At 60.7% G+C, this 24,602-nt stretch carries 22 protein-coding genes and 2 pseudogenes; 18 read left to right on the forward strand and 6 right to left on the reverse strand.

Features of this window, described 5'->3' with window-relative positions; genetic code table 11:
• The first annotated feature begins 30 nt into the window (after positions 1-30).
• The 7 genes from ccoN to IWX85_RS12200 all read left to right on the forward strand — a co-directional run bounded on the left by ccoN (position 31) and on the right by IWX85_RS12200 (position 5,389).
• Entirely contained in the window at positions 31-1,467 is a 1,437-nt protein-coding gene (ccoN, locus tag IWX85_RS12170) for a cytochrome-c oxidase, cbb3-type subunit I (RefSeq protein WP_036808258.1), read from the forward strand.
• A 13-nt stretch (positions 1,468-1,480) separates the two neighbouring features.
• Positions 1,481-2,107, forward strand: coding sequence for a cytochrome-c oxidase, cbb3-type subunit II (ccoO, locus tag IWX85_RS12175; protein WP_196869900.1), 627 nt, complete (start codon positions 1,481-1,483; stop codon positions 2,105-2,107).
• A gap of 20 nt (positions 2,108-2,127) precedes the next feature.
• A complete protein-coding gene (locus IWX85_RS12180; RefSeq protein WP_304609501.1) occupies positions 2,128-2,307 on the forward strand; it encodes a cbb3-type cytochrome c oxidase subunit 3 in 180 nt (59 codons plus the stop codon).
• Positions 2,304-3,224: a cytochrome-c oxidase, cbb3-type subunit III gene (ccoP, locus tag IWX85_RS12185; protein WP_036808267.1), complete on the forward strand. Its 921-nt coding sequence runs from the start codon at positions 2,304-2,306 to the stop codon at positions 3,222-3,224. Before IWX85_RS12180 ends, ccoP begins: the two co-directional genes overlap by 4 nt.
• Before the next feature lie 97 nt (positions 3,225-3,321).
• A complete protein-coding gene (gene ccoG, locus IWX85_RS12190) occupies positions 3,322-4,740 on the forward strand; it encodes a cytochrome c oxidase accessory protein CcoG (RefSeq protein WP_196869901.1) in 1,419 nt (472 codons plus the stop codon).
• Between the two features lie 18 nt (positions 4,741-4,758).
• Positions 4,759-5,016 (forward strand): FixH family protein, encoded by a 258-nt coding sequence (locus IWX85_RS12195; protein ID WP_196869902.1) that lies wholly within the window; start codon positions 4,759-4,761, stop codon positions 5,014-5,016.
• Between the two features lie 79 nt (positions 5,017-5,095).
• On the forward strand, positions 5,096-5,389 hold the full coding sequence (locus tag IWX85_RS12200) for a hypothetical protein (RefSeq protein ID WP_036808276.1): 294 nt from the start codon (positions 5,096-5,098) through the stop codon (positions 5,387-5,389).
• A 39-nt stretch (positions 5,390-5,428) separates the two neighbouring features.
• On the opposite strand, the gene fnr is transcribed toward IWX85_RS12200, so the two are convergent.
• Complete coding sequence (gene fnr, locus IWX85_RS12205; RefSeq protein ID WP_196869942.1) at positions 5,429-6,151, reverse strand: fumarate/nitrate reduction transcriptional regulator Fnr; 723 nt, start codon at positions 6,149-6,151, stop codon at positions 5,429-5,431.
• Between the two features lie 237 nt (positions 6,152-6,388).
• Between fnr and hemN the strand changes: the two genes are divergently transcribed.
• Positions 6,389-7,771 (forward strand): oxygen-independent coproporphyrinogen III oxidase, encoded by a 1,383-nt coding sequence (gene hemN / locus IWX85_RS12210; protein WP_196869903.1) that lies wholly within the window; start codon positions 6,389-6,391, stop codon positions 7,769-7,771.
• Between the two features lie 9 nt (positions 7,772-7,780).
• Positions 7,781-8,455 carry a sulfite exporter TauE/SafE family protein gene (locus IWX85_RS12215; RefSeq protein WP_196869904.1) on the forward strand — a complete coding sequence of 225 codons (675 nt, stop codon included), beginning with the start codon at positions 7,781-7,783 and terminating at the stop codon, positions 8,453-8,455.
• A 362-nt stretch (positions 8,456-8,817) separates the two neighbouring features.
• Here the strand turns inward: IWX85_RS12215 and rocF are convergent, their stop codons facing one another.
• Positions 8,818-9,735, reverse strand: coding sequence for an arginase (gene rocF, locus IWX85_RS12220; protein WP_036808283.1), 918 nt, complete (start codon positions 9,733-9,735; stop codon positions 8,818-8,820).
• 32 nt (positions 9,736-9,767) lie between these two features.
• Positions 9,768-10,928, reverse strand: a complete 1,161-nt coding sequence (locus IWX85_RS12225) for an ornithine cyclodeaminase (RefSeq protein ID WP_196869905.1) — start codon at positions 10,926-10,928, stop codon at positions 9,768-9,770.
• Between the two features lie 123 nt (positions 10,929-11,051).
• Between IWX85_RS12225 and IWX85_RS12230 the strand changes: the two genes are divergently transcribed.
• The 5 genes and pseudogenes from IWX85_RS12230 (at position 11,052) to IWX85_RS12245 (ending at position 15,023) form a co-directional block, all read left to right on the forward strand.
• The gene (locus IWX85_RS12230) at positions 11,052-11,477 is read left to right on the forward strand and encodes an Lrp/AsnC family transcriptional regulator (protein WP_036808285.1); all 426 of its coding nucleotides are present in this window, start codon (positions 11,052-11,054) and stop codon (positions 11,475-11,477) included.
• A 19-nt stretch (positions 11,478-11,496) separates the two neighbouring features.
• A complete protein-coding gene (gene holA, locus IWX85_RS12235; RefSeq protein ID WP_196869906.1) occupies positions 11,497-12,600 on the forward strand; it encodes a DNA polymerase III subunit delta in 1,104 nt (367 codons plus the stop codon).
• A 12-nt stretch (positions 12,601-12,612) separates the two neighbouring features.
• Positions 12,613-13,494 carry a type IV pili methyl-accepting chemotaxis transducer N-terminal domain-containing protein gene (locus IWX85_RS20965; RefSeq protein ID WP_370584273.1) on the forward strand — a complete coding sequence of 294 codons (882 nt, stop codon included), beginning with the start codon at positions 12,613-12,615 and terminating at the stop codon, positions 13,492-13,494.
• Between the two features lie 19 nt (positions 13,495-13,513).
• A complete protein-coding gene (locus IWX85_RS20970; RefSeq protein WP_370584274.1) occupies positions 13,514-14,209 on the forward strand; it encodes a sensor histidine kinase in 696 nt (231 codons plus the stop codon).
• 108 nt (positions 14,210-14,317) lie between these two features.
• Positions 14,318-15,023 (forward strand): annotated as a pseudogene (locus IWX85_RS12245) (response regulator).
• Positions 15,024-15,203: 180 nt separating this feature from the next.
• Here the strand turns inward: IWX85_RS12245 and IWX85_RS12250 are convergent.
• Positions 15,204-16,607 carry an NCS1 family nucleobase:cation symporter-1 gene (locus tag IWX85_RS12250; protein WP_196869907.1) on the reverse strand — a complete coding sequence of 468 codons (1,404 nt, stop codon included), beginning with the start codon at positions 16,605-16,607 and terminating at the stop codon, positions 15,204-15,206.
• A 435-nt stretch (positions 16,608-17,042) separates the two neighbouring features.
• A complete protein-coding gene (locus tag IWX85_RS12255; protein WP_196869908.1) occupies positions 17,043-18,305 on the reverse strand; it encodes an alpha/beta fold hydrolase in 1,263 nt (420 codons plus the stop codon).
• A gap of 837 nt (positions 18,306-19,142) precedes the next feature.
• On the opposite strand from IWX85_RS12255, the pseudogene IWX85_RS12270 reads away from it, so the two are divergent.
• A pseudogene (locus IWX85_RS12270) lies at positions 19,143-19,403 on the forward strand (carbonic anhydrase); the annotation flags it as partial.
• Positions 19,404-19,631: 228 nt separating this feature from the next.
• Positions 19,632-20,687, forward strand: a complete 1,056-nt coding sequence (locus IWX85_RS12275; RefSeq protein WP_196869910.1) for an asparaginase — start codon at positions 19,632-19,634, stop codon at positions 20,685-20,687.
• Positions 20,688-20,808: 121 nt separating this feature from the next.
• Here IWX85_RS12275 and IWX85_RS12280 read toward each other — a convergent pair whose 3' ends face one another.
• Positions 20,809-21,222, reverse strand: coding sequence for a BLUF domain-containing protein (locus IWX85_RS12280; protein WP_255529445.1), 414 nt, complete (start codon positions 21,220-21,222; stop codon positions 20,809-20,811).
• 40 nt (positions 21,223-21,262) lie between these two features.
• On the opposite strand from IWX85_RS12280, the gene IWX85_RS12285 reads away from it, so the two are divergent.
• A complete protein-coding gene (locus IWX85_RS12285) occupies positions 21,263-21,574 on the forward strand; it encodes a hypothetical protein (protein WP_196869912.1) in 312 nt (103 codons plus the stop codon).
• Between the two features lie 522 nt (positions 21,575-22,096).
• Positions 22,097-24,529 (forward strand): adenosylcobalamin-dependent ribonucleoside-diphosphate reductase, encoded by a 2,433-nt coding sequence (locus IWX85_RS12290; RefSeq protein WP_196869913.1) that lies wholly within the window; start codon positions 22,097-22,099, stop codon positions 24,527-24,529.
• Positions 24,530-24,602: the final 73 nt, after the last annotated feature.

A 24,602-nucleotide genomic window follows, 5' to 3' on the forward strand; every position in this document is an offset into this window, starting at 1 on the left:
GAGAGGTTACTAAGTAAAGAAGAGGTAAAAATGACATTTGCCAATACACGGGCCACGACCTACAACGACACCGTTGTACGCCAGTTCGCCATCATGACGGTGGTCTGGGGAGTGGTCGGCATGCTGGTCGGCGTGATCATCGCGGCACAGTTGGCCTGGCCAGACCTCATTGCGGGCGTTCCCTGGCTCAGCTATGGGCGATTGAGGCCGCTGCACACCAACGCGGTGATTTTTGCGTTTGGTTGCTGCGGGCTGATGGGCACGTCCCTGTATGTGGTGCAGCGCACCTGCCAGGTGCGGCTGTTTTCCGACAAGCTGGCCGCGTTCGTCTTCTGGGGCTGGCAGGTGGTGATCGTGGCTGCGGCCGTGTCCCTCCCGCTGGGTTATACCCAAGGCAAGGAATATGCTGAACTCGAGTGGCCCATCGACATCCTGATCACACTGGTCTGGGTCGCCTACGCCTTCGTGTTCTTCGGCACGGTCGGCACCCGCAAGGTCCGGCACATCTACGTCGCCAACTGGTTCTATGGCGCGTTCATCATTGCCATTGCCATGTTGCACCTGGTCAACAACGCGGCCATTCCGGTCGGTTTCATGAAGTCCTACTCCGCCTATGCCGGCGTGCAGGACGCCATGGTGCAGTGGTGGTACGGGCACAACGCCGTGGGCTTCCTGCTGACGGCTGGCTTCCTGGGCATGATGTATTACTTCATTCCCAAGCAGGCTGAGCGTCCGGTGTATTCCTACCGCCTGTCGATCGTCCACTTCTGGGCACTGATCTTCACCTACATGTGGGCCGGCCCGCACCACCTGCACTACACCGCCTTGCCAGACTGGACCCAGTCGGTCGGCATGGTGTTTTCGCTGATTTTGCTGGCACCCAGCTGGGGCGGCATGATCAACGGCATCATGACGCTGTCGGGCGCCTGGCACAAGCTGCGCGACGACCCGATCCTGCGTTTCCTGATCGTGTCGCTGTCCTTCTACGGCATGAGCACCTTCGAAGGCCCGATGATGTCCATCAAGACGGTCAATGCGCTCTCGCACTACACCGACTGGACCATCGGACACGTGCACTCGGGTGCCCTGGGCTGGGTCGGCTTGATCACCATCGGCAGCATGTACTACCTGATTCCGCGTCTTTTCGGCCAGAAGCAGATGTACAGCATGAAGGCGGTCGAGGTGCATTTCTGGACCGCCACCATCGGCATCGTGATCTATATCGCCGCCATGTGGATTGCCGGCGTGATGCAGGGGCTGATGTGGCGCGCTATCAACACCGACGGCACGCTGACCTACACCTTCGTCGAGTCAGTCAAGGCCACGTTCCCCTTCTATGTATTGCGTCTGCTGGGCGGCGTGCTGTACCTGAGCGGCATGGTGATCATGCTCTGGAATACCTACAAGACTGCTACGGCTGGTCGTTCCGTCACCGTCACCATTCCGGCGGCCGTGGCCCACGCTTGAGGAAAACAACAACATGGCTAACCAAAAATCGAGCGGCGGTCTTTCTCACGAGAAGGTCGAGACCAGCAACTTCCTGATGATCGTGCTGATTCTGCTGGTGCTGGCTGTCGGCGGCCTGGTGGAGATCGTTCCGCTGTTTTTCCAGAAGTCGACGACCGAGCCCATCAAAGGGCTGCAGCCCTACACCGCGTTGCAGGTGATCGGCCGTGACATTTACCAGCGCGAAGGCTGCTACAACTGCCATTCGCAAATGATTCGCCCGTTCCGCGCTGAAACGCTGCGCTACGGACCTTATTCCGTCGCGGGCGAGTTCGTCTATGACCATCCATTCCAGTGGGGCAGCAAGCGAACCGGCCCCGATCTGGCGCGGGTAGGCGGAAAGTACAGCGATGAATGGCACCGGATTCACCTGAACAATCCACGCGACCTGGTGCCCGAGTCCAACATGCCCGCCTATTCATGGCTGACGAAAAGCATCGTGGATGATGTATCGATCAAGGCCCACATGCAGGGACTGCGCACGGTGGGTACGCCTTATACAGATGCGCAAATCGCGTCGGCGGCCACGGATGTCAAGGGAAAAACCGAGATGGAAGCCGTCATCGCCTATTTGCAGGTGCTCGGCATTCACCGTAAATAAGCGGGCAAAGGCACATGACCATGGATATCAACACCCTCAGGTCCATCGTGACGGTGGCCACTTTTCTCGTTTTCATCGGCATCGTCGCGTGGGCCTGGTCCAGCCGCAATGCCAAGGGTTTTGACGAGGCGGCCCAGCTGCCCTTTGCGCAAGACGAAAGCGTGCAGCGGCCGGAAACCGGACAAGGAAGAAAAAAATGAGTGATTTCACCAGTAATTTCTGGTCGTTCTATGTGACGGGCATCTCGCTGGTCGGCATCTTGGCCTGCTTGCTGCTGCTGTGGTTCAGCGGCAAGGCCAAAGCCATGACGGCCAATGACAACACCACCGGTCACGTGTGGGACGGCGACCTGCGCGAGATGAACAACCCGCTGCCGCGCTGGTGGGTGTGGCTGTTCATCATCACCGTTATTTTTGCGCTGGCTTATCTTGCCCTGTACCCGGGCCTGGGCAACTATGCCGGCAAGTTTGGCTGGAGCGCCATCAGCCAGTACGAGACTGAGGTGGCCAAAGGCAACAGGGAAGTCGAGCCCCTGTATGCCAGGTTCAACAGCATGAAGCCTGAAGACGTTGCAGGCGATCCCCAGGCCATGGCGATTGGCGAGCGCCTGTTCATGAACAACTGTTCGCAATGCCATGGATCGGATGCCCGTGGCAGCAAGGGATTTCCCAATCTGTCGGACAAGGACTGGCTGCATGGCGGCACGCCTGACAAGATTGTCGAAACACTGGTCAAGGGACGCATCGGCAACATGCCCCCCATGGCTGCCGCAGTGGGGTCTTCAGATGACGTACGCAATGTGGCGCATTATGTTTTGAGCCTGTCAGCCAGTCCGCACGATTCAGTCAAGGCTTCCCTTGGAAAGAGCAAGTTTGGCGCCTGCGCGGCTTGCCATGGCGTGGATGGAAAAGGCAACCAGGCCATCGGCGCGCCTAATCTCACCGACGATATCTGGTTGCATGGGTGGGGTGAAAACGCCATCGTGGCCATGATCAACAATGGCAAGGTCAACCAGATGCCAGCGCAAGAAGGCAAGCTCACCGAATCCCAGATTCATGTGTTGGCATCTTATGTCTGGAGCTTGTCCAACAAGCCAGGCGCAGTAGCGCTGAAGTGATTTTTTACCCGGCAAGGTCCCTACTGGGGTTTTGCATGGAGCATGCCCTGTGGATAATTTAAAGCCGACTCCCCGAAAAGTCATTCCTATCGCGGTGATGGCTGGAGAGCAGCTGCAGGCTGCGTCAGCAACCGGCCATGGCGAATCAGGCAGCATCTACCAGGCCCAGAAGAAAATTTATCCACGCAGCGTCACGGGATTTTTTTCAAAGTGGCGTTGGGCCATGGTTTTTATCACCCAGCTGGTCTTCTATGGCCTCCCATGGCTGGAGTGGGGCCAGCGCCAAGCTGTATTGTTCGATCTGGAAGCGCGGCGCTTCTATATTCTTGGACTGGTTCTTTACCCGCAGGATTTCATTTACCTGTCGGGAATTCTGGTCATTTCGGCGTTGGGGCTGTTTCTGTTCACGGCTGTGGCCGGTCGCCAGTGGTGTGGCTACGCCTGTCCCCAAACGGTCTATACCGAAATCTTTCTCTGGCTTGAAAAGGTGACCGAAGGCGATCGTTCGGCACGTTTGCGACTTGATGCAAGTCCCATGTCCGTCAACAAGTTGGCACGCAAGGCCAGTAAGCAGTTTTTGTGGATGGCCCTGGCGCTGTGGACAGGGTTTACCTTTGTCGGTTATTTCACGCCCATCAAGGAGTTGGGCGTCAGTTTCATCAACGCAGGCATGGGGCCATGGGAAACCTTCTGGGTTTTCTTTTATGGATTTGCCACCTATGGCAATGCAGGGTTCATGCGTGAACAGGTCTGCAAGTACATGTGCCCGTACGCCCGCTTTCAGAGCGCCATGTTCGACAAGGACACCTTGATCGTGACCTATGACGAGGCGCGCGGCGAACCCCGGGGTTCCCGTTCCAAAAAGGCTGATCCGGCTGCCCTGAACCTGGGTTCCTGCATCGACTGCACGCTTTGTGTCCAGGTCTGTCCGACGGGGATCGATATCCGCAAAGGGCTGCAATACGAATGCATCAGTTGCGCGGCGTGCATCGACGTATGCGACACCGTGATGGACAAAATGAACTACCCGCGCGGGCTGATTCGCTATTCGACCCAGAATGCGGTGGTCCAGGGCTGGGGAAGATCGCAGCTTTTGCGCCGTGTATTGCGTCCCAGGGTGCTGGTCTATACGGCCATCTTGCTGGCCGTGACCGCCGCCTTGTTCATCAGCCTGGCGTTGCGCTCCCCATTCAAGGTCGATGTCATTCGTGACCGTGCTTCGCTGGCGCGTATCGTGAGTGGTGGCAAGATTGAAAATGTCTACCGCCTGCAGGTGATGAATGCGACCGAAACCACCCAGCACTACCGCATCGCAGCCACCGGTTTGCCGGGCCTGGTGCTGGCGTCAGAAGGCACATTCACTGTCGATGCGACCCAGGCGCGTGGGGTCACCGTTACCCTGCAATTGCCGTACGAGGCTGCCGGTCCAGGCTCGCATGAGATCCATTTTGAAGTCGAGGCGGTCAACTCGCCGGGTCGTGTGGTTGAGAAGTCGGTTTTTTTGGTGCCCCGCTAACTTAACAATGGAAATGTCATGAACGAAGAATACGGACAACCCTGGTGGAAATTCGGGCATGTATGGATGGTTTTTGCAGGGCCTGCGGTGGTCGTTGTTGCCTCGTTCATTACCCTGTACCTGGCCATCAAGATTCCCGATCCTGTGGTGACCAGCTACGGCCAGGGAACACAGCCGAGTGCCGTGAAGCCGGAGGCATCGTCCACCAACATGGCGCCAGCGATGCAGGCTCGAAATCATGCGGCCACGGGCATCCCGGCGCCTGCCGAGCCTTGAGAACTGAAATGAATTCAGGAAACACGCGTCAAATGACAAGTCCTTCCAATCCTCAAACGACAACAAGGACTTGAACTCTATGGGGGCTCAAAGAATGATGTGGATTGCATGGCCTGCTTTCCTGCTGGCAGGCGTGGCAGAAATGTTCGTGTTTGCCTTTGTCGATCCACAAAGCCTGCATTGGTTCGGGCAGCCCTTGGCCTTGTCTCGCGAGGCCGTCTACACCTTGGCTTTTTTTGTCTTCTGGGGGCTGACCATGGCGTCGAGTGCCTTGACGGTCCTGCTTGCCATGTCGCCATACGAAATGAATCGTCGCGAATTGTCTGCCGAGGGACAGCCCGAAAACGGCGCCAAAAAAGTGAAGGTCAATTGAACCATCGACCCGTCAGCCATCTGCCGGCAAATTTCAGTCTCAGTAGGGCTTGTGGTTGTTGTTCACGATCAGCTTGAGCGCTTCGGTGTCAAGGATGCGCACATGGCGCTGCTTGACTTCCATAATCTTGTCTTCGACAAACTTTGAAAAAGTCCGGCTGACCGTTTCCAGCTTCAGGCCCAGGTAGCTGCCGATTTCTTCTCGCGTCATGCGCAGCAGAAGCTCCGATTGCGAGAAGCCGCGGGCATGCAGCCGCTGGACCAGGTTCAATAAAAAGGCGGCCAGGCGCTCTTCGGCGCGCATGCTGCCCAGCAGCAACATCACGCCGTGTTCACGAACAATCTCGCGGCTCATGATCTTGTGCACATGGCGTTGAAGGGAGACAACTTCCCGTGACAACTCTTCAATGCGGTCAAACGGCATCACGCATACTTCAGCGTCTTCCAGCGCGATGGCGTCACAGGTGTGGTGTTCCCTGACAATGCCGTCCAGCCCGATAATTTCGCCAGCCATCTGAAATCCGGTGACCTGGTTGCGGCCGTCTTCGGTGGTGATGCAGGTTTTGAAAAAGCCGGTGCGGATGGCAAACAGGGAACTGAACTTTTCACCGTTGCTGTACAGACGGCCTCCGCGCTTGACCTTGCGGCGTACGGCGACCACTTCCTCAATCCTGTCCAGCTCATCGGCTTTCAGTCCCATGGGCATGCAGAGTTCACGAAGATTGCAATTCGAGCAGGCAACTTTTACGGTGAGAGGGTTGATGGGCTGGAGCCCGTCCTCGCTTGCGACTTCCCCGCGCTTGCCCGTACCCATGGACTCTGGTGTGACCTCAAACATGACATTCTCCTGATGAGGGTTCGTTGCCTGGTTTCAGACAGGCTGACCGCTGACATAGGTCAAACAAGCAATGCGGGCTTCACGATACATTGGCAGTGCTTGCCCCAAAATCGAGGGTGCGCGTTTCAAGGAACCGTCACGAACGCACTTGCGATCAATTGTATGCCTATCCCCACTCATGAATTGCTTCGCCGTTTCGATGTTCCGGGACCCCGTTACACCTCGTACCCGACAGCAGACCGCTTCGTGGAAGCCTTCACGTCCGAACAGCTGGTGCAGGCCCTTGCGCAGCGCCGAAACGGTGCGGCCGCCATGCGGCTGCCGCTGTCACTTTACGTGCACATCCCTTTCTGCGAATCGCTTTGTTACTACTGTGCCTGCCACAAGATCATCACCAGGCAGCATGCGCACGGTGAAACCTACCTGCACTATCTTGGCCGCGAGCTTGATTTGTACGCCGCCCATCTGGGAACGGGTCAGGCACTCAGCCGGCTGAATCTGGGCGGCGGCAGTCCAACCTTTTTAAATGATGGTGAATTGCGCCAGTTGATGGCCATGCTGCGGCGGAGTTTCCGGATTGCATCGGGTGGAGACTATTCCATTGAAGTCGATCCCCGGACCGTTGATGCCGCGCGCCTGGCCACGCTGGCCGAACTTGGCTTCAACCGGCTGAGCTTCGGGGTCCAGGATTTCGATCCGGCAGTGCAACAAGCGGTTCACCGCATCCAGCCCGCAGAACAGTTTTTTTCATTGATGGCAGCAGCGCGCCTGATTGGTTTTCAGTCCATCAACCTGGACCTGATTCATGGGCTGCCGCAACAAACGCCGGAATCGTTTGACCGCACCTTGGCGCAGGTCGTGCAACTGCGGCCGGACTCCATTGCCCTGTATGCCTATGTCCATCTGCCCCAGCGTTTCAAGTCGCAACGCCGGATTGATGCTGCCGGGTTGCCCGACGCCCGCGCCAAGCTTTTCATGCAGTCGCACTCTTTTTCGGCCTTTCAGGCTGCCGGATATGTGTATATCGGCATGGACCACTTTGCCCTGCCAGACCATGCGCTCGCTGTTGCCAAGCGCCAGGGCCGCCTGCACCGCGACTTCCAGGGGTACAGCTTCCAGCCTGAAGGCGACCTGATCGGCCTGGGGGTCTCCGCCATGGGCAAGGTGGGCGCCACCTACAGCCAGAACGCCAAGACCCTGGACGCGTATTACGACGACCTGCAGCAGGGGCGGCTGCCCGTGGTGCGGGGACTGGCGCTGTCTCGGGATGACCTGGTGCGGCGCAGCGTCATCATGGCGCTGGTGTCCCAGGGCCAGCTGGAGTTCGAGTCGATTGAGCTGGGCTACCTGATTGATTTCAAACGCTATTTTGCCGCCGAGCTGGAAATGCTTTGCGGCCTGCAGGCGCAGGGCCTGGTGGAGGTCAGTGACACCGGCCTTCTGGTAACGGCGACGGGCTGCTATTTTGTACGCAGCGTGGCGATGGTGTTTGACCGTTACCTTCAGGCAGACCGTACGCTGGCAAGGTTTTCCCGGATCATCTAGAACGGCTGCATGAATACCTCGCTGGCCATGACGGCATTACTGATGGGACTGGCCGGCGGGCCGCACTGCATCGCCATGTGCGGCGCTGCCTGCGCGGGCATTGGCAACGCAGCCGGTGCGCGCAAGACCTCGGCCCTCTGGACCTTCCAGGCCGGCCGGCTGGCCAGCTATTCGCTGCTCGGTGCAGTGGCCGCGGCATCCATGCAGGGCCTGGGGTGGCTGACCACCCAGACGGCGGTCATGCGCCCGGTGTGGACGCTGTTTCATGTCGCCGTGATGATGATGGGCCTGATGCTGGTCGTGCTGGCGCGCCAGCCGGTGTGGCTCGACAGCACGGCGCGCAGCGTGTGGCGCCGGGTCAGGGCGTTCAATGCGTCCTGGGGCCGGGGCGCGCCGCTGGCCATTGGCGCACTCTGGGCCTTCATGCCGTGCGGGCTGCTTTACTCGGCGGTGCTGGTGGCGGCCCTGAGCGGCGGTCCGCTGGAGGGCGCCCTGACGATGGCGCTGTTTGCCCTGGGCAGCAGCGTGTCCCTGCTGATCGGCCCCTGGCTGCTGCTGCGCCTGCGTGGCGGCGGCACTGGTGAATGGGGCATTCGCCTGGCCGGGCTGGCGTTGGCCGCCACTTCTGGCTGGGCCTTGTGGATGGGGCTGGCGCATGACACGGCGCCCTGGTGTGTGAGTTAGGCCCCCACGCTCCGCCGCTGCGCGGGTCGCTGCCCCCCGAGGGGGCTATTGCGCCTGCGGCCCGGCAAAGCCGGTTCCGCGGCCCCTGCTGGTGGGGATGAGCGTCCTGCGCTTTCCGCTGTTGGTTCGCTGCCTCCTGATAGGCCGCTGAGCCTTCGGCACGGTAAAGCGGGTTCTGCCTTCCCTGCTGGTGTTGGCTGGTTTTCAGCCTTTGAGAGGTGCATATTCTGATCAGAAAAAATTTTCAGTATCGAATATGCCTTTTGCGCATGCTGGATATGAGTAAGCAGCTATAAATAAAATAGCAAATGGCAATCTGTCGAGCTTTGAGCGCCGCGCCGGATATGCCAGGCGATCTCGTTTTAGCCCCGGCGCATCAGCGTGCTTTTGCCGAACAGGCTTTCGATCAGGTCGAGCGCCACTTCGGCGGTGGCATTGCGCACGTCGAGTGCCGGGTTGAGTTCCATCACGTCGAGCGATGCCATGCGGCCGGTGTCGGCGATCATTTCCATGCACAGCTGGGCTTCGCGGTAGGTGGGTCCGCCCTTGACGGCGGTGCCGACGCCGGGCGCGAAGCTGGCGTCCAGAAAATCCACGTCAAAGCTCACATGCAGGTGCGTGTTGTCGTCGATGCCGGCCAGCGCTGCTTCCATGGTGCGCTTCATGCCGATTTCGTCGATGCAGCGCATGTCGAATACCTCCATGCCCGATTGCCTGACGAAACGTTTTTCCCCTTCGTCCACGCTGCGGATACCGATCTGGCGAAAAGCCGACGGCGGCAAGGCGGGTGTCACGCCGCCAATTCCCGTCAGCTCCGCCGGGCCGTGGCCGCACAGCACCGCCACCGGCATGCCGTGCGTGTTGCCGGTAGGCGTCAGCTCATGGGTGTTGAAGTCGGTGTGGGCGTCCAGCCACAAGACGCGCAGGTTTTTTCCCAACTGGCGGCAATGACGGGCCACCGCGCTGATCGATCCAATGGCCAGGCAATGGTCGCCCCCCAGCAGGAGGGGCATTTCGCCGTCGCCCAGCGCGGCATGCACTGCCTCATGCACCGCCTGGTTCCAGGCGGCTACCTCGCCCAGGTGACGGTAGCCGCTGACGGGGGCCTGCCACGGGTTGGCCGGTCCGCTGACGTTGCCCCAGTCGGTGACGCGCAGGCCGTGGCCTTCCAGTGTCGGTTGCAGTCCGGCAACGCGAAAGGCCTCTGGGCCCATGGAGGCGCCGCGCGTGCCCGCGCCAACATCGGTGGGTGCGCCTATGAGTCGGATGTGTCGTGTCATGTGGGTGTCGATTCGGTGTTGGAGAGCTGGAGTCATGCCACTGCAACCGGCTTTTCGTCAGCCGGGATCACGGGGTGAGCAGAAGCGGCGGACGCATTGAGCGGGTCTGAAGGAGGATTCTCCAACGGTTCAGCAGAAAAAGCCGGCCTGACCAGCTGGTAAAGGTTCTTCGGGTCGTCCAGTCGCGGAATCAGGGAAATGGTGCTGCCTGCCGCCAGCGCCTGCGCGGTGTCGTGAAGATACCGCAACGCCGAGAAATCCTCAAGCGCAAAGCCGACCGAGTCGAACATCGTGATCTGCGCTGCGCTGTCACGCCCCGTCTTTTCGCCCGACAGCACCTGCCACAACTCGGTCACGGCAAAGTCCTGCGCCATCTGCTGCAAATCGCCTTCCCGGCGGGTTTGCGGTTCGTACTCGACAAACACCTTGGCGGCCGTCATCACATCGGCATGGATTTCGGTTTTGCCCGGGCAGTCGCCGCCAACCGCATTGAGGTGCGTGCCCGGCTTGAGCATGCCGGCCGTGATGATGGTGGCATGGGTCTTGTCGGCGGTCACGGTGGTCACGATGTCGGCCTCCCGCACGGCTTCGGCGGTGCTGCCGCAGGCCCGCAGGCGCAGGCCTGCCGTGTCGGGGTTGGCCTGCAGGTTGCGCATCAGCTTGGCGGTGGCAGCGGCGTCGAGGTCGTACAAATTGATTTCCTCAATGCCCAGCAGGTGGTGAAACGCCAGTGCCTGGAACTCGCTTTGCGCGCCATTGCCAATCAGCGCCATCACGCGGCTGCCAGGCCGGGCCAGCGCGCGCGCTGCCAGCGCCGAGGTGGCGGCCGTGCGCAGGGCGGTGGTCAGAGTCAGTTCGCTGACCAGCAGCGGCACGCCGGTTGCCACATCCGCCAGCACGCCGAACGCCATCACGGTGGACAGGCCGAGCGCGGTGTTTTTCGGATGGCCGTTGACGTATTTGAAGGTGTAGGTGTGGGCATCGGCAATCGGCATGAGTTCGATCACGCCGCCGGGCGAATGGCTGGCCAGGCGGGCCGACTTGTCAAAACTTTGCCAGCGCAAAAAATCCTGGCGAATGCAGTCGGCCATGCCTTGCAGCGTCTGGACCATACCCTGGCGGCTGACGATGCCCGCCACATCCTGCGGGCTTAAAAACAGGGTGCTCAGGCTGGTGGTGGCGGTGGTGTTCATAAGTGTCTCGCATTGTTTTACAAAGATGACAGCCAGTGTGTTTCAGCCGCGAATCAATAACAAGTGTCAACAATGCTGGTAAATAGCCAGTTTATTGACGTTATGACAGGCTAGGATGCCTGAATGGATGAAACCGACCACCAACTCATTGCCCTGTTGCGCCAGGATGCGCGCCTGCCCGTGGCCGCGCTGGCCGCCCGGCTGGGCGTATCGCGCGGCACGGTCACCAACCGCATCCGGCGGCTGGAAGACGACCGCGTCATCGTGGGCTACACCGTGCGCCTCAGGCCCGATGTGCCGCGCAACGAAATCAAAGCCTGGATGAGCATTGCGGTCGAGGGCAACCAGACGCGCACTGTCATCGCCAGCCTGCTGGGCGAGCCCGGCGTGGCCACGCTGCACGACACCAATGGCCGCTGGGACCTGCTGGCTGAACTGCGCGCCGAAAACCTGCAGGACCTGGCCAAAGTGCTTGAACGCATCCGCCTGCTCAAGGGCATCAGCAACACCGAAACCAGCATTCACCTGGAAACCTACCGGCTTTCCTAGCTCCTAGAATCACTCCAATATGCAACTGGCCCCCGCCCAACTGTCCGAACACCTCAAGCGCGGCTTGAGGAGCCTCTACACCCTGCATGGCGACGAGCCTTTGCTGGTGCAGGAATTTGCCGATGCCCTGCGCGCGGCGGCCCGGAGCCAGGGCTACACCGAACGCACGGTGCACACGGTCTCCGGCGCGCATTTCGACTGGAGCGAGGTGCTGGCCAGCGGCGGCTCGCTCAGCCTGTTTGCTGACAAGCAGATCGTCGAGGTCCGCATTCCCAGCGGCAAGCCGGGCAAGGACGGCTCGGTGGCGCTGCAGCAACTGGCAGAGCGCGCGCAGGGCGACGACTCGACGCTGACGCTGGTGATGCTGCCCCGGCTGGACGGCATGACCACCAAGGGCGCCTGGTTTGGTGCGCTCGACAGTTTTGGCGTCACCGTCAAGTTCGAGCCGATTGGCCGGCCCATGCTGCCGCAGTGGATCGCCCAGCGGCTGCAGCAGCAGGGCCAGCGCGTGGCCAATGGCGAGGAAGGCCAGCGCACGCTGCAGTTTTTTGCCGACCGCGTCGAGGGCAACCTGCTGGCCGCGCACCAGGAAATCCAGAAACTGGCGCTGCTTTACCCGGTCACGGGCGACGGCGTACTCGGTTTTGACCAGGTTGAAAATGCCGTGCTCAACGTGGCGCGCTACGACGTGTTCAAGCTGTCCGAGGCGGTGCTGGGCGGCCAGGCGATTCGCGCCGCGCGAATGATCGACGGCCTGCAATCCGAAGGCGAGTCCGAAGTGCTGGTGCACTGGGCCCTTAGCGAAGACATCCGCAGCATGAAGCGGGTGAAAGACGCGATTCGCGCCGGCCGGCCCATGCCGATGGCGCTGCGCGACAACCGCGTCTGGGGGGCGAAGGAAAAACTCTATGAACGCGTGCTGCCTGGCATGAGCGATGCCGTATTGGCCCGGTTGCTCGATGCCGCGCAAAAGGTCGATGGCATCGTCAAGGGCCTGAAGCAGCCCGACTGGCCCGCCAGCGGCTGGCAGGCGCTGCACCGGCTGGCCGGCATGGTGTCCGAGCATTGCGCGGCGCCATCGCGCGGGTCGTCCCCGGCCAGCCGGCAAGGACCGCAGGCATGAGGGCGTCAAGCCATGCTGCACAACGCCTCCCTTTCCAAAAAGCTGCTGCGCATCGGCGCCAGCCTGCTGGTCCTGGCGCTGGCATCGATCGGGCTGACCTTGTGGGTGACCTGGCAGCTTGAGGGCGGCGCTGCGGCGGTGAATGAAGCCGGGCGCATGCGCATGCAGACCTGGCGCCTGACCAGCGCCGTGCATGCCGGCGCGCCCCCCGCCGAACTGCAGCGCTTGATTGGCCACTTTGAAGACAGCCTGTTGGTGATGCGCCGCGGCGATGCGTCCCGGCCGCTGTTCGTGCCCTGGGATGACCAGGTCCGCCAGCAGTTTGCCGTGGTCGAGTCGCTGTGGCAGGAGCAGCGCCAGCACTGGCTGGCCGTGCCGCCCTTGCCGGTGGAGGCATCGCTGCAGACGGCCGGCGATTTTGTCGAGGCCATCGACCGTTTCGTGCTGGCCATCGAGCGGCACCTGTCGCGGCTGACCGCGATTCTCAACCTGTTCCAGTTCGCCATGATGGCGCTGGCCATCGGCGGGGCGGTCGTCATGCGCTACACCGGCTACCTGTATGTCATCAGTCTCCTGAGCCGGCTGCGCCAGGGGCTGGGCAAGGTCGAGGCTGGAGAATTTGCGACCCGCATCGAGGTAGACACCGCGGACGAGTTTGGCCAGGTGGCCGCCGGCTTCAACCGCATGGCCGGCACCCTGGAGTCGATGTACCACGGCCTGGAGTCCCAGGTCGAGGCCAGGACCCGGCACATCGAGGCGCAGCGGCTGCGGCTGGCGGCGCTCTATGAAGTCAGCGCCTTCCTGGCCCGGGCCGCCAGCATCGACGAGCTGGCGCGCGGTTTTGCCCAGCGTGTGCGCGCGCTCATGAAGGCCGACGCAGGGGCGGTGCGCTGATCCGACGACGCCAGTCAGCGTGCCAATCCGGCTGCAGCAGCGCCTGCTGGGCGAGTTCAACCTGTTCTCTCGCAGCGCCGTCACCCTGAGCGCGGAAGAAACCGAACTGCTCGACGCGCTGGCCCGCGAAGCGGCCGTGGCTGAGGAGCGCGCCATGCTGGCGCGTGAACTGCACGACTCGACAGCGCAGTCGCTGGTGTTCCTGAAGATCCAGGTGCAACTGCTGCGCATCGCTGCCCAGAAAGGCCAGGCCGAACAGATGCACCAGGCGCTGCAGGAAACCCTGCAGAAATTCCAGCACCAGACCGGTTTGCCGACACATCTCAAGGTTCATGGCGACGGCCTGCCGCTGCCGCCCGACGTGCAGGTGCAGGTGCTGCATGTGCTGCAGGAAGCGCTGTCCAATGTGCGCCAGCATGCCGGCGCCAGCCAGGTCGAGCTCGAAGTGCTCAAGGGTGCGCAGTGGCGCTTCAGGGTGCGTGACGACGGCATTGGTTTCGATTCCCGCGAGGGACATGGACCCACCCATGTCGGCATGAAAATCATGCGCGAGCGCGCCGACGGCATTGGCGCCCAGGTTGAAATCATCTCGAAGCCGGGGCAGGGCACCACTGCAAGCCTGACATTGCCCGCGCATCCGGTGGCCAAAAGCAGCGGCACGGCCATCACCGGGCTGGCGCTGGAGTCGCTGGCCGGGCTGATGCGTTTCCAGTGACCAACACCCGACATTCCACGACTGAATAGCCATGAAAAATGCCTCTGGCGCAATATCCATATGTATAGTTTGCTATTTAATTGATAGTATTTTGCGAAGGCTCCCGTCATGGAGCTGATCCGCCTGCTGGTGGTCGATGACCACACGCTGTTTCGTCGGGGCCTGATGGCCTTGCTGTCGCAGGACGCGCGTTTCCAGGTGACCGGCCAGGCCGGCGACATCGGCGAGGCGCTGCGCTGCGTGGCGCAGGACCCACCCGACCTGGTGTTGCTCGACAACCACCTCCCCGGTGTTCTGGGGGTGGACGGCATTGCCTCGCTGAAAGCAGCGGCGCCCGGCATCCGCATCCTGATGCTGACGGTCAGCGAAAACGAAAACGACCTGGCGGCTGCGCTGCAGGCCGGCGCCGACGGCTACCTGCTGAAAACCGTGGAACTCGACCACCTGTCCGAATTCATCATCAAGGTGCTGGCCGGCGAATCGGTCATCAGCCCGGAAATGATGACCAAGCGGGTCACCGCCTTTCGCGGCAAATCCGCGCCAGCCGCGCCTGAACCGGCGGCCTTGCCTGACATGACTGCGCAGGTGGCCGGGGAGCCCGTGCCCGCGCGCCCGGGCATCGACCTGTTGTCGGCGCGCGAGCGTGAAGTGCTGGCCCTGATCGCCCTGGGCGACAGCAACAAGCTGATTGCGCGCAAGCTCGACATTGCAGAAACCACGGTCAAGATCCATGTCCAGCACATCCTGCAGCAAGCTGCAACTCACGTCGCGCGTGCAAGCCGCCGTGGTGGCCGCCGGCCTGGATGCGGGTTGAGCCGAAACAGGCCTTACTCATTTATTGATAGCTGCTGGCGAATGCCAGTCATGCGCCAACGGCCTGAATGACGAAATTTTCAGAAGATTTCTTGAAAGTCGTCTGCAAGACCAACTCATTTTCATAACAGACGCGCTCGCCGTGTTTTGGCAAAACCGGCCGGTGGTCTTGCGTTGCGGCTCAGGCAAGCTTCATGTTTCTGGTGCGTGCGTAGTAAATGATGCCGCCCAATGCCGCGCCAATAATCCAGGCGTAGCCAGACAGGTCGCTCAGCACGGGCACCCACACAGCGGCCACCGAGAAAACGGCGCCGATGGCGAAGGCCATGACGGCGTTGTCGTGCCAGCCGTTTTTGTAGTGGTACCGGCCGCCTTCCATGTTGTAGAGGTCTGCCTGGCTGAGCTCCTGTTTGCGCACCACGTAGTAGTCAACAATCAAAATGCCGAACAATGGCGCCAGTGTTGCGCCCAGTGTGTTGACAAAGCCGCCAATGCCGATCTGGCTGATCACGGCTGTCCACAAACCACCAATGACCAAGGCGAAGCCTGAGGTGATCAAGCCCGCTTTGCGAAAGCTGATCGTCGAGGGTGACAGGTTGGCAATGCCGTTGACCGCAGGAATGAAGTTGGCGACCAGGTTGATGCCGACGGTGGCGGCAAAGAACGTGATGGCTGCGACGATGCTGAAGAACACGCTGTCGGCACGCTCCACGATTTCAGTCGGGTTGATGATGGCTTCACCGTACACGACGGCGGCGCCAGCGGTTGTCAGCAAGGCCAGGGCAGAAAACAAGATCATGTTCAGCGGCAAGCCCATGAGGTTGCCCTTGACCATGGCTTGCTTGTCTTTTGCATAGCGGGAAAAGTCGCTGAAGTTGACCATCACCGCCGCAAAGTAAGCCACCATGGTGCCAAAGATGGCGACAAAGCCAGACATCTCGGTCTTCCAGGTCGCTTTGGGGTTGGCAAAAATGGTTTGCGCGGCTGAAAGCAGCTGGCCGTCTGACTTGGACCACAGCACCACCACCAGGCCAATCATCACGACATACACAAACGGGCCCGCCAGGTTCAAGAAACCTTCAACCCAATTCATGCCGCGCCAGAAGATGAAGATGTGAAACGCCCAGACGAACAGGAAAGCCACCCAGTCGATGCCGCTCAAGCCCAAAAACAGGACGTTGGATTCGGCACCGGTGAGGGTCTTGATCAACAACGACAAAGCGGTTGATGCGAAGTAAACCTGTGCACCGTACCAAAACACGGCAACGACGGCTCGCAAGATGGCCGGCAGCTTGGCGCCCGCTGTTCCCATGCTGGCGCGGGCAAACACGGGATACGAAATACCGTAGCGTTCGCCTGCCGCGCCTGACAGGTTGACCATGTACATCACAAACAGGCCTGCGGTGATCAAGGCGGCAAATGCCGTCCAGCCGCTGACGCCAAATGAAATAAACAAAGACGCCACCAGGCTGTAGCCAAACAGGGACTGGATGTCGTTGGCCCAGACATTGAATATGGCAAACCAGCCCCACGATTTTTCTTGCCGGGTAACCGGTTTTAAAGCGTTGTCGTTGTTCGATTGCATGCCTGTGTCCTTTGGGCGGTTGTCGCTCCGAGCCCGTTGACCCGGCACGCCGGGTGCCGTGTTTGATTTGCTTGCCATTTTGTATTCTGCTTTGTATACAAAACGGATGGGACCGTATCATAGATGCTGAAGTAGAAAATAGGGTAAATACTTATTAAAATCAAGCGCTTGGCGTGTTAAAGCCAACTGAAGTCGAACCGGGACCCGGGCCGCTTTCACGCTATCCGGACGGTGGATGGCGTGCAATTGCTTAACTGTTTTGCAAGCCTTTCAACCAGGGTTTGAGCAACTGCGGGCTGGTGCTCCTGCACCTGGTTTACGTCCGCCAAACATGCGCCAAGCGCGCAGCGGCCATTCACTCCGCAATGATTCAGCAGAAATCCAGCTTGAATTTTTGGCCGAATCCGGCTGGTGTCTATTCCAGCCCGTCCGGGCTTAGCGCCTGGCCGCTGCAGGCAATGCGCTGCAGTCATTGACGGCGGTTTTTCCGGCAAAGCGGGCGTCTACCCATTCCAGCGCGGTGGTCTGGCCTGACACCATCGAGCCTTCGTGGTCAGCTTCAGCAAATACCTTGTAGTTCAGGACATTTCCCTTGGCGCACAGTTGCCGGGTCAGCAGGTCGGTGGTGCCGGGGAATACGGTGACGTCGGCTGATCCCTGCACGATCAGGGTGGGAACGGAGATTTTCAAGGTGCCTGGTTCATTCCTGGCTCCCAGTTTCAGGAATTTTGTCAGATCCGGCTTGGCCACGAACTGGTCTTTGGCAATCGCACTGGCCCAATACCCGGTGGTCAGCGCATGGGTCATGCACTGTTGGTAAAGGTCCGGCAAATGCTCAATGGCTTGCAGCGTCAGAATGCGGGCCAGATTGATCGACGGATCGGTCTTTGAATACGATTGCAGCACATACAGCACGTAGGGCAGCGACAGCTCGGTGCTATCCGAAGCCATGACGGCTCTGAGGCGGCCGGCGATTTGTAATGCTGGTGCAAATGCAACGTTGCCGACCAGTTTGAAATTGGGCACATAGGACGGACCCTGCGCCGCAGCGAAAAGGCCAGCCTGACCGCCCTGGGAATGGCCCACGACCGCGTAGCGTTTGCCGATTTGTGGCTCCAGTGTGCGGGCGGCGCGCAGCAGGTCGAGCGCGTTGCGTGCATTCGGCACGCCTTGCAGGAAAGGATGAAAGTCCGCAACGCCCAGGCCCTGGTAGTCGGTGGCGACCACGGCATAGCCGTTCTTGACGAAGTTGTCGAGCAAATGGCTGGTGACCTTGATGTAGGGATGTTCCGGCCCCTTGTCCGTATCGCGTGATGGTGCGCAGATCTCGTTCAAGCCGGTGGTGCCATGCGTCCAGTTGATGACGGGCCAGCCACCTGCAGGCGCCTGGCCTGCCGGAATCGACACCGTGCCCGAAACCAAGGTGGGACGCCCCTTGTCGTCAAGAGAGCGGTACAGCAGCAGGGTGTTTTTGGCCGCACTGGGCAGGCGCATCGTGCCCTCAAGCGCGCGGGCGTAGATGGGTGAACCGCGCTTGCCGGCAGGCAGTGCAGAAGGCGGCGCGTAAAAGGCGTCTCCGGCGGGGCCTTCGGGCACGGTGGCCGACGCCGCAGAAGCCGACGAGATCGCCGAGATCGCCGAGAGCATCAAGGTGAGTGAACAGGCGCTGATTTTCACAAGCTGAGGGATGAAAGACATGGGGAAATTACCTTGTGAAAACTCGGCGATGGGTCAGGTGCAACATGACGGACTGAACGACCAATCTGCATGTACATGTTACAAGAGCCTGTTTATTGGTACGCATCACACAAGGCTGACTTGGCCTTGAATGCTATTTTTTTAATAGCTGCAAGTACATACCAGTCATGCGCCGTCGGTCTAAAAGACATAAATTTCATGAAGTTGTGCGGTTGCGCAGCCTGCCCCTCGCATTCATCGCCCAAACGGACGTTGACCTGCACCAAACTTTCCTGAATTGACGGGGCAGTAGTCCTTCAGAACGATGGCCACTGGGCGGGACATCGTTCGTCTGCGATCCGGTTGCGTTCCAACGGAGGATGTTCAAAAGCCCGACAAAAACCGACAGTCATGCCATGTCCCAACAGAACAACATGGCGTCCGAGCTGAACAATTCCAGAAAAGCCTGGTCGGTGCTGATCGTCAGCACGCTGGCGTTCACCTTCTGCTTAATGGTCTGGATGATGTTTGGCGTGATTTGCTTTATCGGCTTGAGCATGCTGATCTACCGCCGCATGTTTGACGAGCGCATCCGCTACACCAGCCACAAGACCGACCAGGTGGTGCGCAGCCACGCCCGAGGTGGGCGAGGCCGAGCGCCAGATCATCGAGGTGATGGTCGACGCCGAAGTGCAAAGCCCGCAGCCGAACGAAGACGAATGCCAGCGTTATTTCGACGCCAATCCGTCGCGGTTCGTGGTCGGCCAGGCGTTGCATCGGCGGCGTATTCTGTTTGCCGTTACGCCCTGCGTGAACGTGCAGGCGCTCACCGTGCATGCCGAAAAAGCGCTGCTGGAGCTGACGCGCAACGACGCATCTCTGCTGCGCTTGCGGTGTTTCAAGTCCGACTACTTTCCCCTGCACCAGCAGCGTTTTCAGGACCTGATGTCGCAAGGCCAGCACCCCAAGACGCTGTTCATCGGCTCCCCGGATTTGCGCCTGGTGCCCTACCTGCTGACCGGCAACGGCCCTGGCGAGCTGTTCATCGTGCGCAACGTCGCCGCCTTCATTCCGCCTTATGGCGGCTCGCACGGTCTGCACAGCACCACGGCCGCGATTAATACGCCGCGCTGATCTTGAGCCGCCGCTGATGCGATGGGGAATCTGTCGAATACCGGCCAATGGCAAACATCTTGCTGGGTGATTTTTGCAATGCCAAGAGCGCAATTACCTCGGATTCAATGACAAGTAGCGGCGGGGCTTGCAGGATAGACTGCACTTCGATCCTGAAAAATCTGTCTGTTTTCAATCACCGGATTTCAAGAAAATTCACCAACGAAAGGTCTTATGCGTACTTCAAAATTCAAACTGGCAGGGTTGGCGCTGCTGGTATCGGCAGCGGCCATTGCCCAGCCACAACAGCCCGTGGTGGCGTTGATCGCCACCGGCGGCACGATCGCCATGAAGATTGATCCAATCAAAAAAGCCCCCGTGCCCGCCATTTCGGGCGAAGACCTGCTGGCCACCGTGCCAGAGGTTGCCAAGTACGCCAAAGTGGAGGTCAACAACATTTCCAATGTGCCTTCCGATTACATGGACCCGCCGCGCTGGATCCAGCTCACCAAGGCGGTTCAGGCATCGCTGGCGCGCCCGGACGTGGCCGGCGTCATCGTCTCGCATGGCACCGATACCCTGGAAGAAACAGCGTATTGGCTCGACCTGACGGTCAACTCGGACAAGCCGGTGGTGCTGATTGGCGCGCAGCGCAACGCGTCCGAGCCGGATTTTGACGGCCCGCACAACCTGATCAATGCGGTGCGCATCGCGGTCGAGCCGCAGGCCAGGTCCAAGGGGGTTTTGCTGGCCATGAACAGCCAGATCAATGCCGCCCGCGAGGCCACCAAGACCCACACCTCCAGTGTTGAAACCTTCAAGTCTGGCGAGTTCGGTTTCCTCGGGGTGGTGGACTACGACCGGGTCACTTTTGCGCGCGCGCCGCTGCGCCGCCTGCACATCCCGATCCGCACTGACAAGATGCCTGATGTCGAAATTGTCGCAATGTACGGTGGCGCGGACGGCAAACTGGTCCGCTCCGCCGTGGACAACGGCGCCAAAGGGCTGGTCATCCAGGCGTTGGGCTGGGGCAACGTGAACATTCCGATGTTCAATGCGGTGAAATACGCGTTGTCGAAAAACGTGCCGGTCGTCATTTCGACGCGCGTCCCGACAGGGCGGGTGTTGCCCAACTATGGTTTTGAAGGCGGCGGAAAAACGCTGGCCGACGCCGGCGCCGTGATGGCCGATGACCTGTCACCCCCAAAAGCGCGCATCTTGCTGATGCTCATGCTGCAAGGTGGCAGCGCCCCCAGCCAGCGCGATCTTCAGGCCGCCTTCAGTCGCTAGATTTAGCGTGGTGCGGTTTCAGGCATGGCCCAGGCCGTATGGCGCGGGCCCTGTCTTTTTGTCAGCGCGGCGGTTTGTTGACGAGGCCGATCACTTCATGGGACCGGATCAAGCGTGGCGCTTAGTTCTTGAAAATCTTGAGCAATGTCACCGCAGGCGACGCGGAACCAATTTTGCGATCCGTTTTCGCGGCTTCGATGACTTCAACCAGTTCATCGTACTTGTCGGCTTGTCGATCCTCTAAATTGGTCATGTTCATGCTCCAACGAGTAAAAGTTCGAAATTTCGCGGGCTCGTTGTAGAGAAGACGTGAATTCTTATGACGGGGGTCTTTTTCTATCTTGTGAAATAGAGTGTTCAGGGTAGCTATCGGGCCCTCCAAGACCTGTAAAAACCAGCCTCCGTTGTAAAACAGGCTTCCGGTTACATCGACAAGTTCATTGTTGGATTTGGCTTTGTTTTGAATGGCGCCGAGCTCTGCCGAAGACATTTTCCGGACAGCTTGGCTGATATAGATAAGTTGATTTATTGACATTTTGCTTTTAACGATTGAAGAGAAGCGATAGGGCCTGAAATTGCAGGGTGAAAGCGCATTGAATCACAAAGCAACTTTTGTTGCACAACGCAATATTTTATTCGGCAACCCGCGAATGCCAACGGCGATCACTGTGGGAAAACCAGAATCTGGACGGCTTGCCCGCTTCAATCTCGTCCACGGCACCTTGGGCGAGGTCGAACATCGTTTTGCTGTGACTGCGCGCCACTATGGCGCCCGTTGCATGGTTTACGGCAATGCGGCGCGTGCCCGACGAGGTCACACCAGTTGCGCAAGAGCCTTTACCAGGCGCTTCCCGGCGAAGGCAACCCGAGTTTTGCAATGGTCCTGAAGCGGTTCAGCCTCGCAGGGCCGTCCGGGCGCACTCGACCTGGCCCAGACGCCGCCCGCCCAGTCGGGATTCGCCTGGTTCACGCTCAAGGACGTAGCGGCAGGAATGGCGGCGCCATCTTTCGGCGACACGCAGCCAGACGCTCGCCCAAGCTATGATCGCTATCAAATAAATAGCTGCTTGCGCATGCTCAGTAAGCGCCAAGGCCATATTTGATCCAAAAAAAGAAACATTGGCAAGTTCTGAAAAAACGCGTTTGACGCCGCGCCAGCATGACAGCGACATCGGGGTCAATGGTCTGAAAACAGCCATGACGCATGGTTGCGCTACATCAAGAGTGCGCTTGAATCTGCGGGCCAGCGCCCACTCTGCAGTCAGCGCATCGGTAAAAAAGGTCTATTCTTGCTGCTTGCGCGGCGGCTGCCTTTTGAGCGGTACGGCTTGCGCCAGAACCTGAAATTCCACGGCTGCGGGCGACATGCGCCTCGCGCGCCTTCCCTTTCCCCCTAAGGAACCCACCCCATGAAACGCGAACATTTCGGCCGGCCGCAAGACCTGACCGCCACCCAGCCGATCAGCCACGACGTGCTGAAGGAAAAGTACCTCAAGCCCGGTGAAAGTGGCCTGGAAGATGTGTACCGGCGCGTGGCGCGGGCGCTGGCGTCGGTCGAGTTGCCGGCCGAACGCGAAAAGCACGAAGCCCTGTTCCTCGAAAACCTGCATGCCGGCGCGATTGGCGCGGGCCGCATCATGAGCGCGGCGGGCACGGCCATCCAGGCGACGCTGATCAACTGCTTCGTGCAGCCGGTCGGCGACTGCATACAGGGCGTGGACGACGGAGGCTACCCCGGCATTTACGAGGCGCTGCGCGAAGCCGCCGAAACCATGCGGCGCGGCGGCGGCGTCGGTTACGACTTCTCGCGCATCCGGCCGCGCAACGCCGAGGTGAAGGGCACGTCGTCGATGGCTTCAGGCCCGTGCAGTTACATCAATGTGTTTGACCAGTCGTGCTCCACGGTCGAAAGCGCGGGCGCCCGGCGCGGCGCGCAGATGGGCGTGCTGCGCATCGACCACCCCGATGTGCACGAATTCATCACCGCCAAGCGCACGCCCGGCCGCTGGAACAACTTCAATGTGTCGGTCGGCATGCTTGACACCTTCATGCAGGCGCTGAACGACGACCAGCCCTGGGAACTGGTGCACCAGGCCAAGCCCGGCGCCGGCCTGATTGCCAAAGGCGCCTTCCAGCGTGCCGACGGCCTGTGGGTTTACCAGACGGTGGCGGCGCGCGAGTTGTGGGACACGGTGATGACGTCGGCCTATGACTTTGCCGAGCCGGGCATTTTGTTTCTGGACAACATCAATACGGACAACAACCTGCGCTACTGCGAGGCGATTGCGGCGACGAACCCGTGCGGCGAGCAACCCCTTCCGCCCTACGGCTGCTGCGACCTTGGCCCCATCATCCTGACGCGTTTTGTGCGCCATCCGTTTGGCTTTGATGGCGAGCCGGCGTTTGATTTTGAAGCGTTTGAAGCCTCGGTCGCCACGCAGGTGCGGGCGCTCGACAACGTGCTGGAAGTGACCTTCTGGCCGCTGCCGCAGCAGCAGGCCGAATCGTCTGCCAAGCGCCGCATCGGCGTCGGCTTTACCGGCCTGGGCAATGCGCTGACGATGCTGCGCCTGCGCTACGACGCGCCGGATGGCCGCGACATGGCCGCCCGCATCGCCGAACGCCTGCGCGACGCTGCCTATGCCGCATCAAGCGCGCTTGCCAAGGAAAAGGGCGCTTTTCCCAAGTTTGACGCCGACGGCTACCTGGCGCCCGGCACCTTTGCCAGCCGCTTGCCGGCCGAACTGCAGCAGGCGATTCGCGCCAGTGGTATCCGCAACAGCCACCTGTTGTCGATTGCGCCGACCGGCACCGTCAGCCTGGCCTTTGCCGACAACGCCTCCAACGGCATCGAGCCGGCGTTTTCGTGGATGTACAAGCGCAAGAAGCGCGAGTCCGACGGCAGCACCACCGACTACGCGGTCGAGGACCACGCCTGGCGCCTGTACCGCGAACTGGGCGGCGACGTGGACCAGCTGCCCGACTATTTCGTCTCGGCGCTGGAGATGTCGGCGACCAGCCACATTGCCATGATGCAGGCGGTGCAGCCCTTCGTCGACACGGCGATTTCCAAGACGGTGAACGTGCCGGCCGACTTTGCCTACAACGACTTCAAGAGCCTGTACCACCAGGCCTGGCGCGCCGGATTGAAGGGCCTGGCGACCTACCGGCCCAATGCCATTCTGGGCGCGGTGCTGGAAACCCATGCCACGCCCGAAGCCCCACCCGCCGTGGCTGCCCCGGCCCTGGTGGACCCGATGCGCACGGTGATTGAAAGCCGGCCTAAGGGCGCGTTGTCGGCGGTCGCGGAAAAGGTCGAATACTGGACGCAGGAAGGCCACAAGACGCTGTACATCGTGGTGTCGTTCCTGCCGGTGCCCGCCGCCAGCGGCACCGGCATGGTCGACCGCGCCATCGAGTTCTTCATGCCCGTGGGGCAGAGCGGCGAGTCGCAGCAATGGATCACGTCGAGCATGCGCATGCTGTCGCTGGCGGCGCGTGGCGGCTTCCTGGAGCGCGCGCTCGGCGACATGCGCAAGGTCGCCTGGGACCGGGGCCCGGTGCGGCTCGGCACCTACGAAAAAGCCGACGGCACGCGTGTGCCGCTGTGGCACGACTCCGAGGTGGCGGCGATTGCCTATGCGGTGCAGAACATCATTGCCCGGCGCGCCGCCCTGGCCGCCGTGAGCCTGGCGCCAGCCGAACCCGTGCAGGTCGCCTCGCATCTGGCGCCGCCCGTCATGGCCGGCAAGAAGTGCAGCGAATGCGGCGCCCCTGCCGTGATCCGCAAGGACGGCTGCGACTACTGCACCCAGTGCGGCCACCTGGGCACGTGCGGATGAGCGCCCGCCGCTTGCGCGGCATCGCCTTGCCAAGGCCGGCGGGGTCGCCTGCGCGCTGACTGCTGCCTTGGCG

It is taken from the genome of Polaromonas sp. CG_9.11 (genome assembly GCF_015752225.1).
Taxonomy (GTDB): domain Bacteria; phylum Pseudomonadota; class Gammaproteobacteria; order Burkholderiales; family Burkholderiaceae_C; genus Polaromonas.

Excerpts from the sequence above, each read along its gene's own strand:
- IWX85_RS20965 (WP_370584273.1), top strand. The coding sequence starts at position 12,613 with ATGCTGCACAACGCCTCCCTTTCCAAAAAGCTGCTGCGCATCGGCGCC.
- IWX85_RS12230 (WP_036808285.1), top strand. The coding sequence starts at position 11,052 with ATGGATGAAACCGACCACCAACTCATTGCCCTGTTGCGCCAGGATGCG.
- ccoP (WP_036808267.1), top strand. The coding sequence starts at position 2,304 with ATGAGTGATTTCACCAGTAATTTCTGGTCGTTCTATGTGACGGGCATC.
- ccoG (WP_196869901.1), top strand. The coding sequence starts at position 3,322 with ATGGCTGGAGAGCAGCTGCAGGCTGCGTCAGCAACCGGCCATGGCGAA.
- ccoO (WP_196869900.1), top strand. The coding sequence starts at position 1,481 with ATGGCTAACCAAAAATCGAGCGGCGGTCTTTCTCACGAGAAGGTCGAG.
- IWX85_RS12275 (WP_196869910.1), top strand. The coding sequence starts at position 19,632 with ATGCGTACTTCAAAATTCAAACTGGCAGGGTTGGCGCTGCTGGTATCG.
- IWX85_RS12200 (WP_036808276.1), top strand. The coding sequence starts at position 5,096 with ATGGGGGCTCAAAGAATGATGTGGATTGCATGGCCTGCTTTCCTGCTG.
- IWX85_RS12225 (WP_196869905.1), bottom strand. The coding sequence starts at position 10,928 with ATGAACACCACCGCCACCACCAGCCTGAGCACCCTGTTTTTAAGCCCG.
- IWX85_RS12180 (WP_304609501.1), top strand. The coding sequence starts at position 2,128 with ATGGATATCAACACCCTCAGGTCCATCGTGACGGTGGCCACTTTTCTC.
- hemN (WP_196869903.1), top strand. The coding sequence starts at position 6,389 with ATGCCTATCCCCACTCATGAATTGCTTCGCCGTTTCGATGTTCCGGGA.
- IWX85_RS12290 (WP_196869913.1), top strand. The coding sequence starts at position 22,097 with ATGAAACGCGAACATTTCGGCCGGCCGCAAGACCTGACCGCCACCCAG.
- rocF (WP_036808283.1), bottom strand. The coding sequence starts at position 9,735 with ATGACACGACACATCCGACTCATAGGCGCACCCACCGATGTTGGCGCG.
- IWX85_RS12215 (WP_196869904.1), top strand. The coding sequence starts at position 7,781 with ATGAATACCTCGCTGGCCATGACGGCATTACTGATGGGACTGGCCGGC.
- IWX85_RS12255 (WP_196869908.1), bottom strand. The coding sequence starts at position 18,305 with ATGTCTTTCATCCCTCAGCTTGTGAAAATCAGCGCCTGTTCACTCACC.
- ccoN (WP_036808258.1), top strand. The coding sequence starts at position 31 with ATGACATTTGCCAATACACGGGCCACGACCTACAACGACACCGTTGTA.
- IWX85_RS12250 (WP_196869907.1), bottom strand. The coding sequence starts at position 16,607 with ATGCAATCGAACAACGACAACGCTTTAAAACCGGTTACCCGGCAAGAA.
- IWX85_RS12195 (WP_196869902.1), top strand. The coding sequence starts at position 4,759 with ATGAACGAAGAATACGGACAACCCTGGTGGAAATTCGGGCATGTATGG.
- IWX85_RS12280 (WP_255529445.1), bottom strand. The coding sequence starts at position 21,222 with ATGTCAATAAATCAACTTATCTATATCAGCCAAGCTGTCCGGAAAATG.
- holA (WP_196869906.1), top strand. The coding sequence starts at position 11,497 with ATGCAACTGGCCCCCGCCCAACTGTCCGAACACCTCAAGCGCGGCTTG.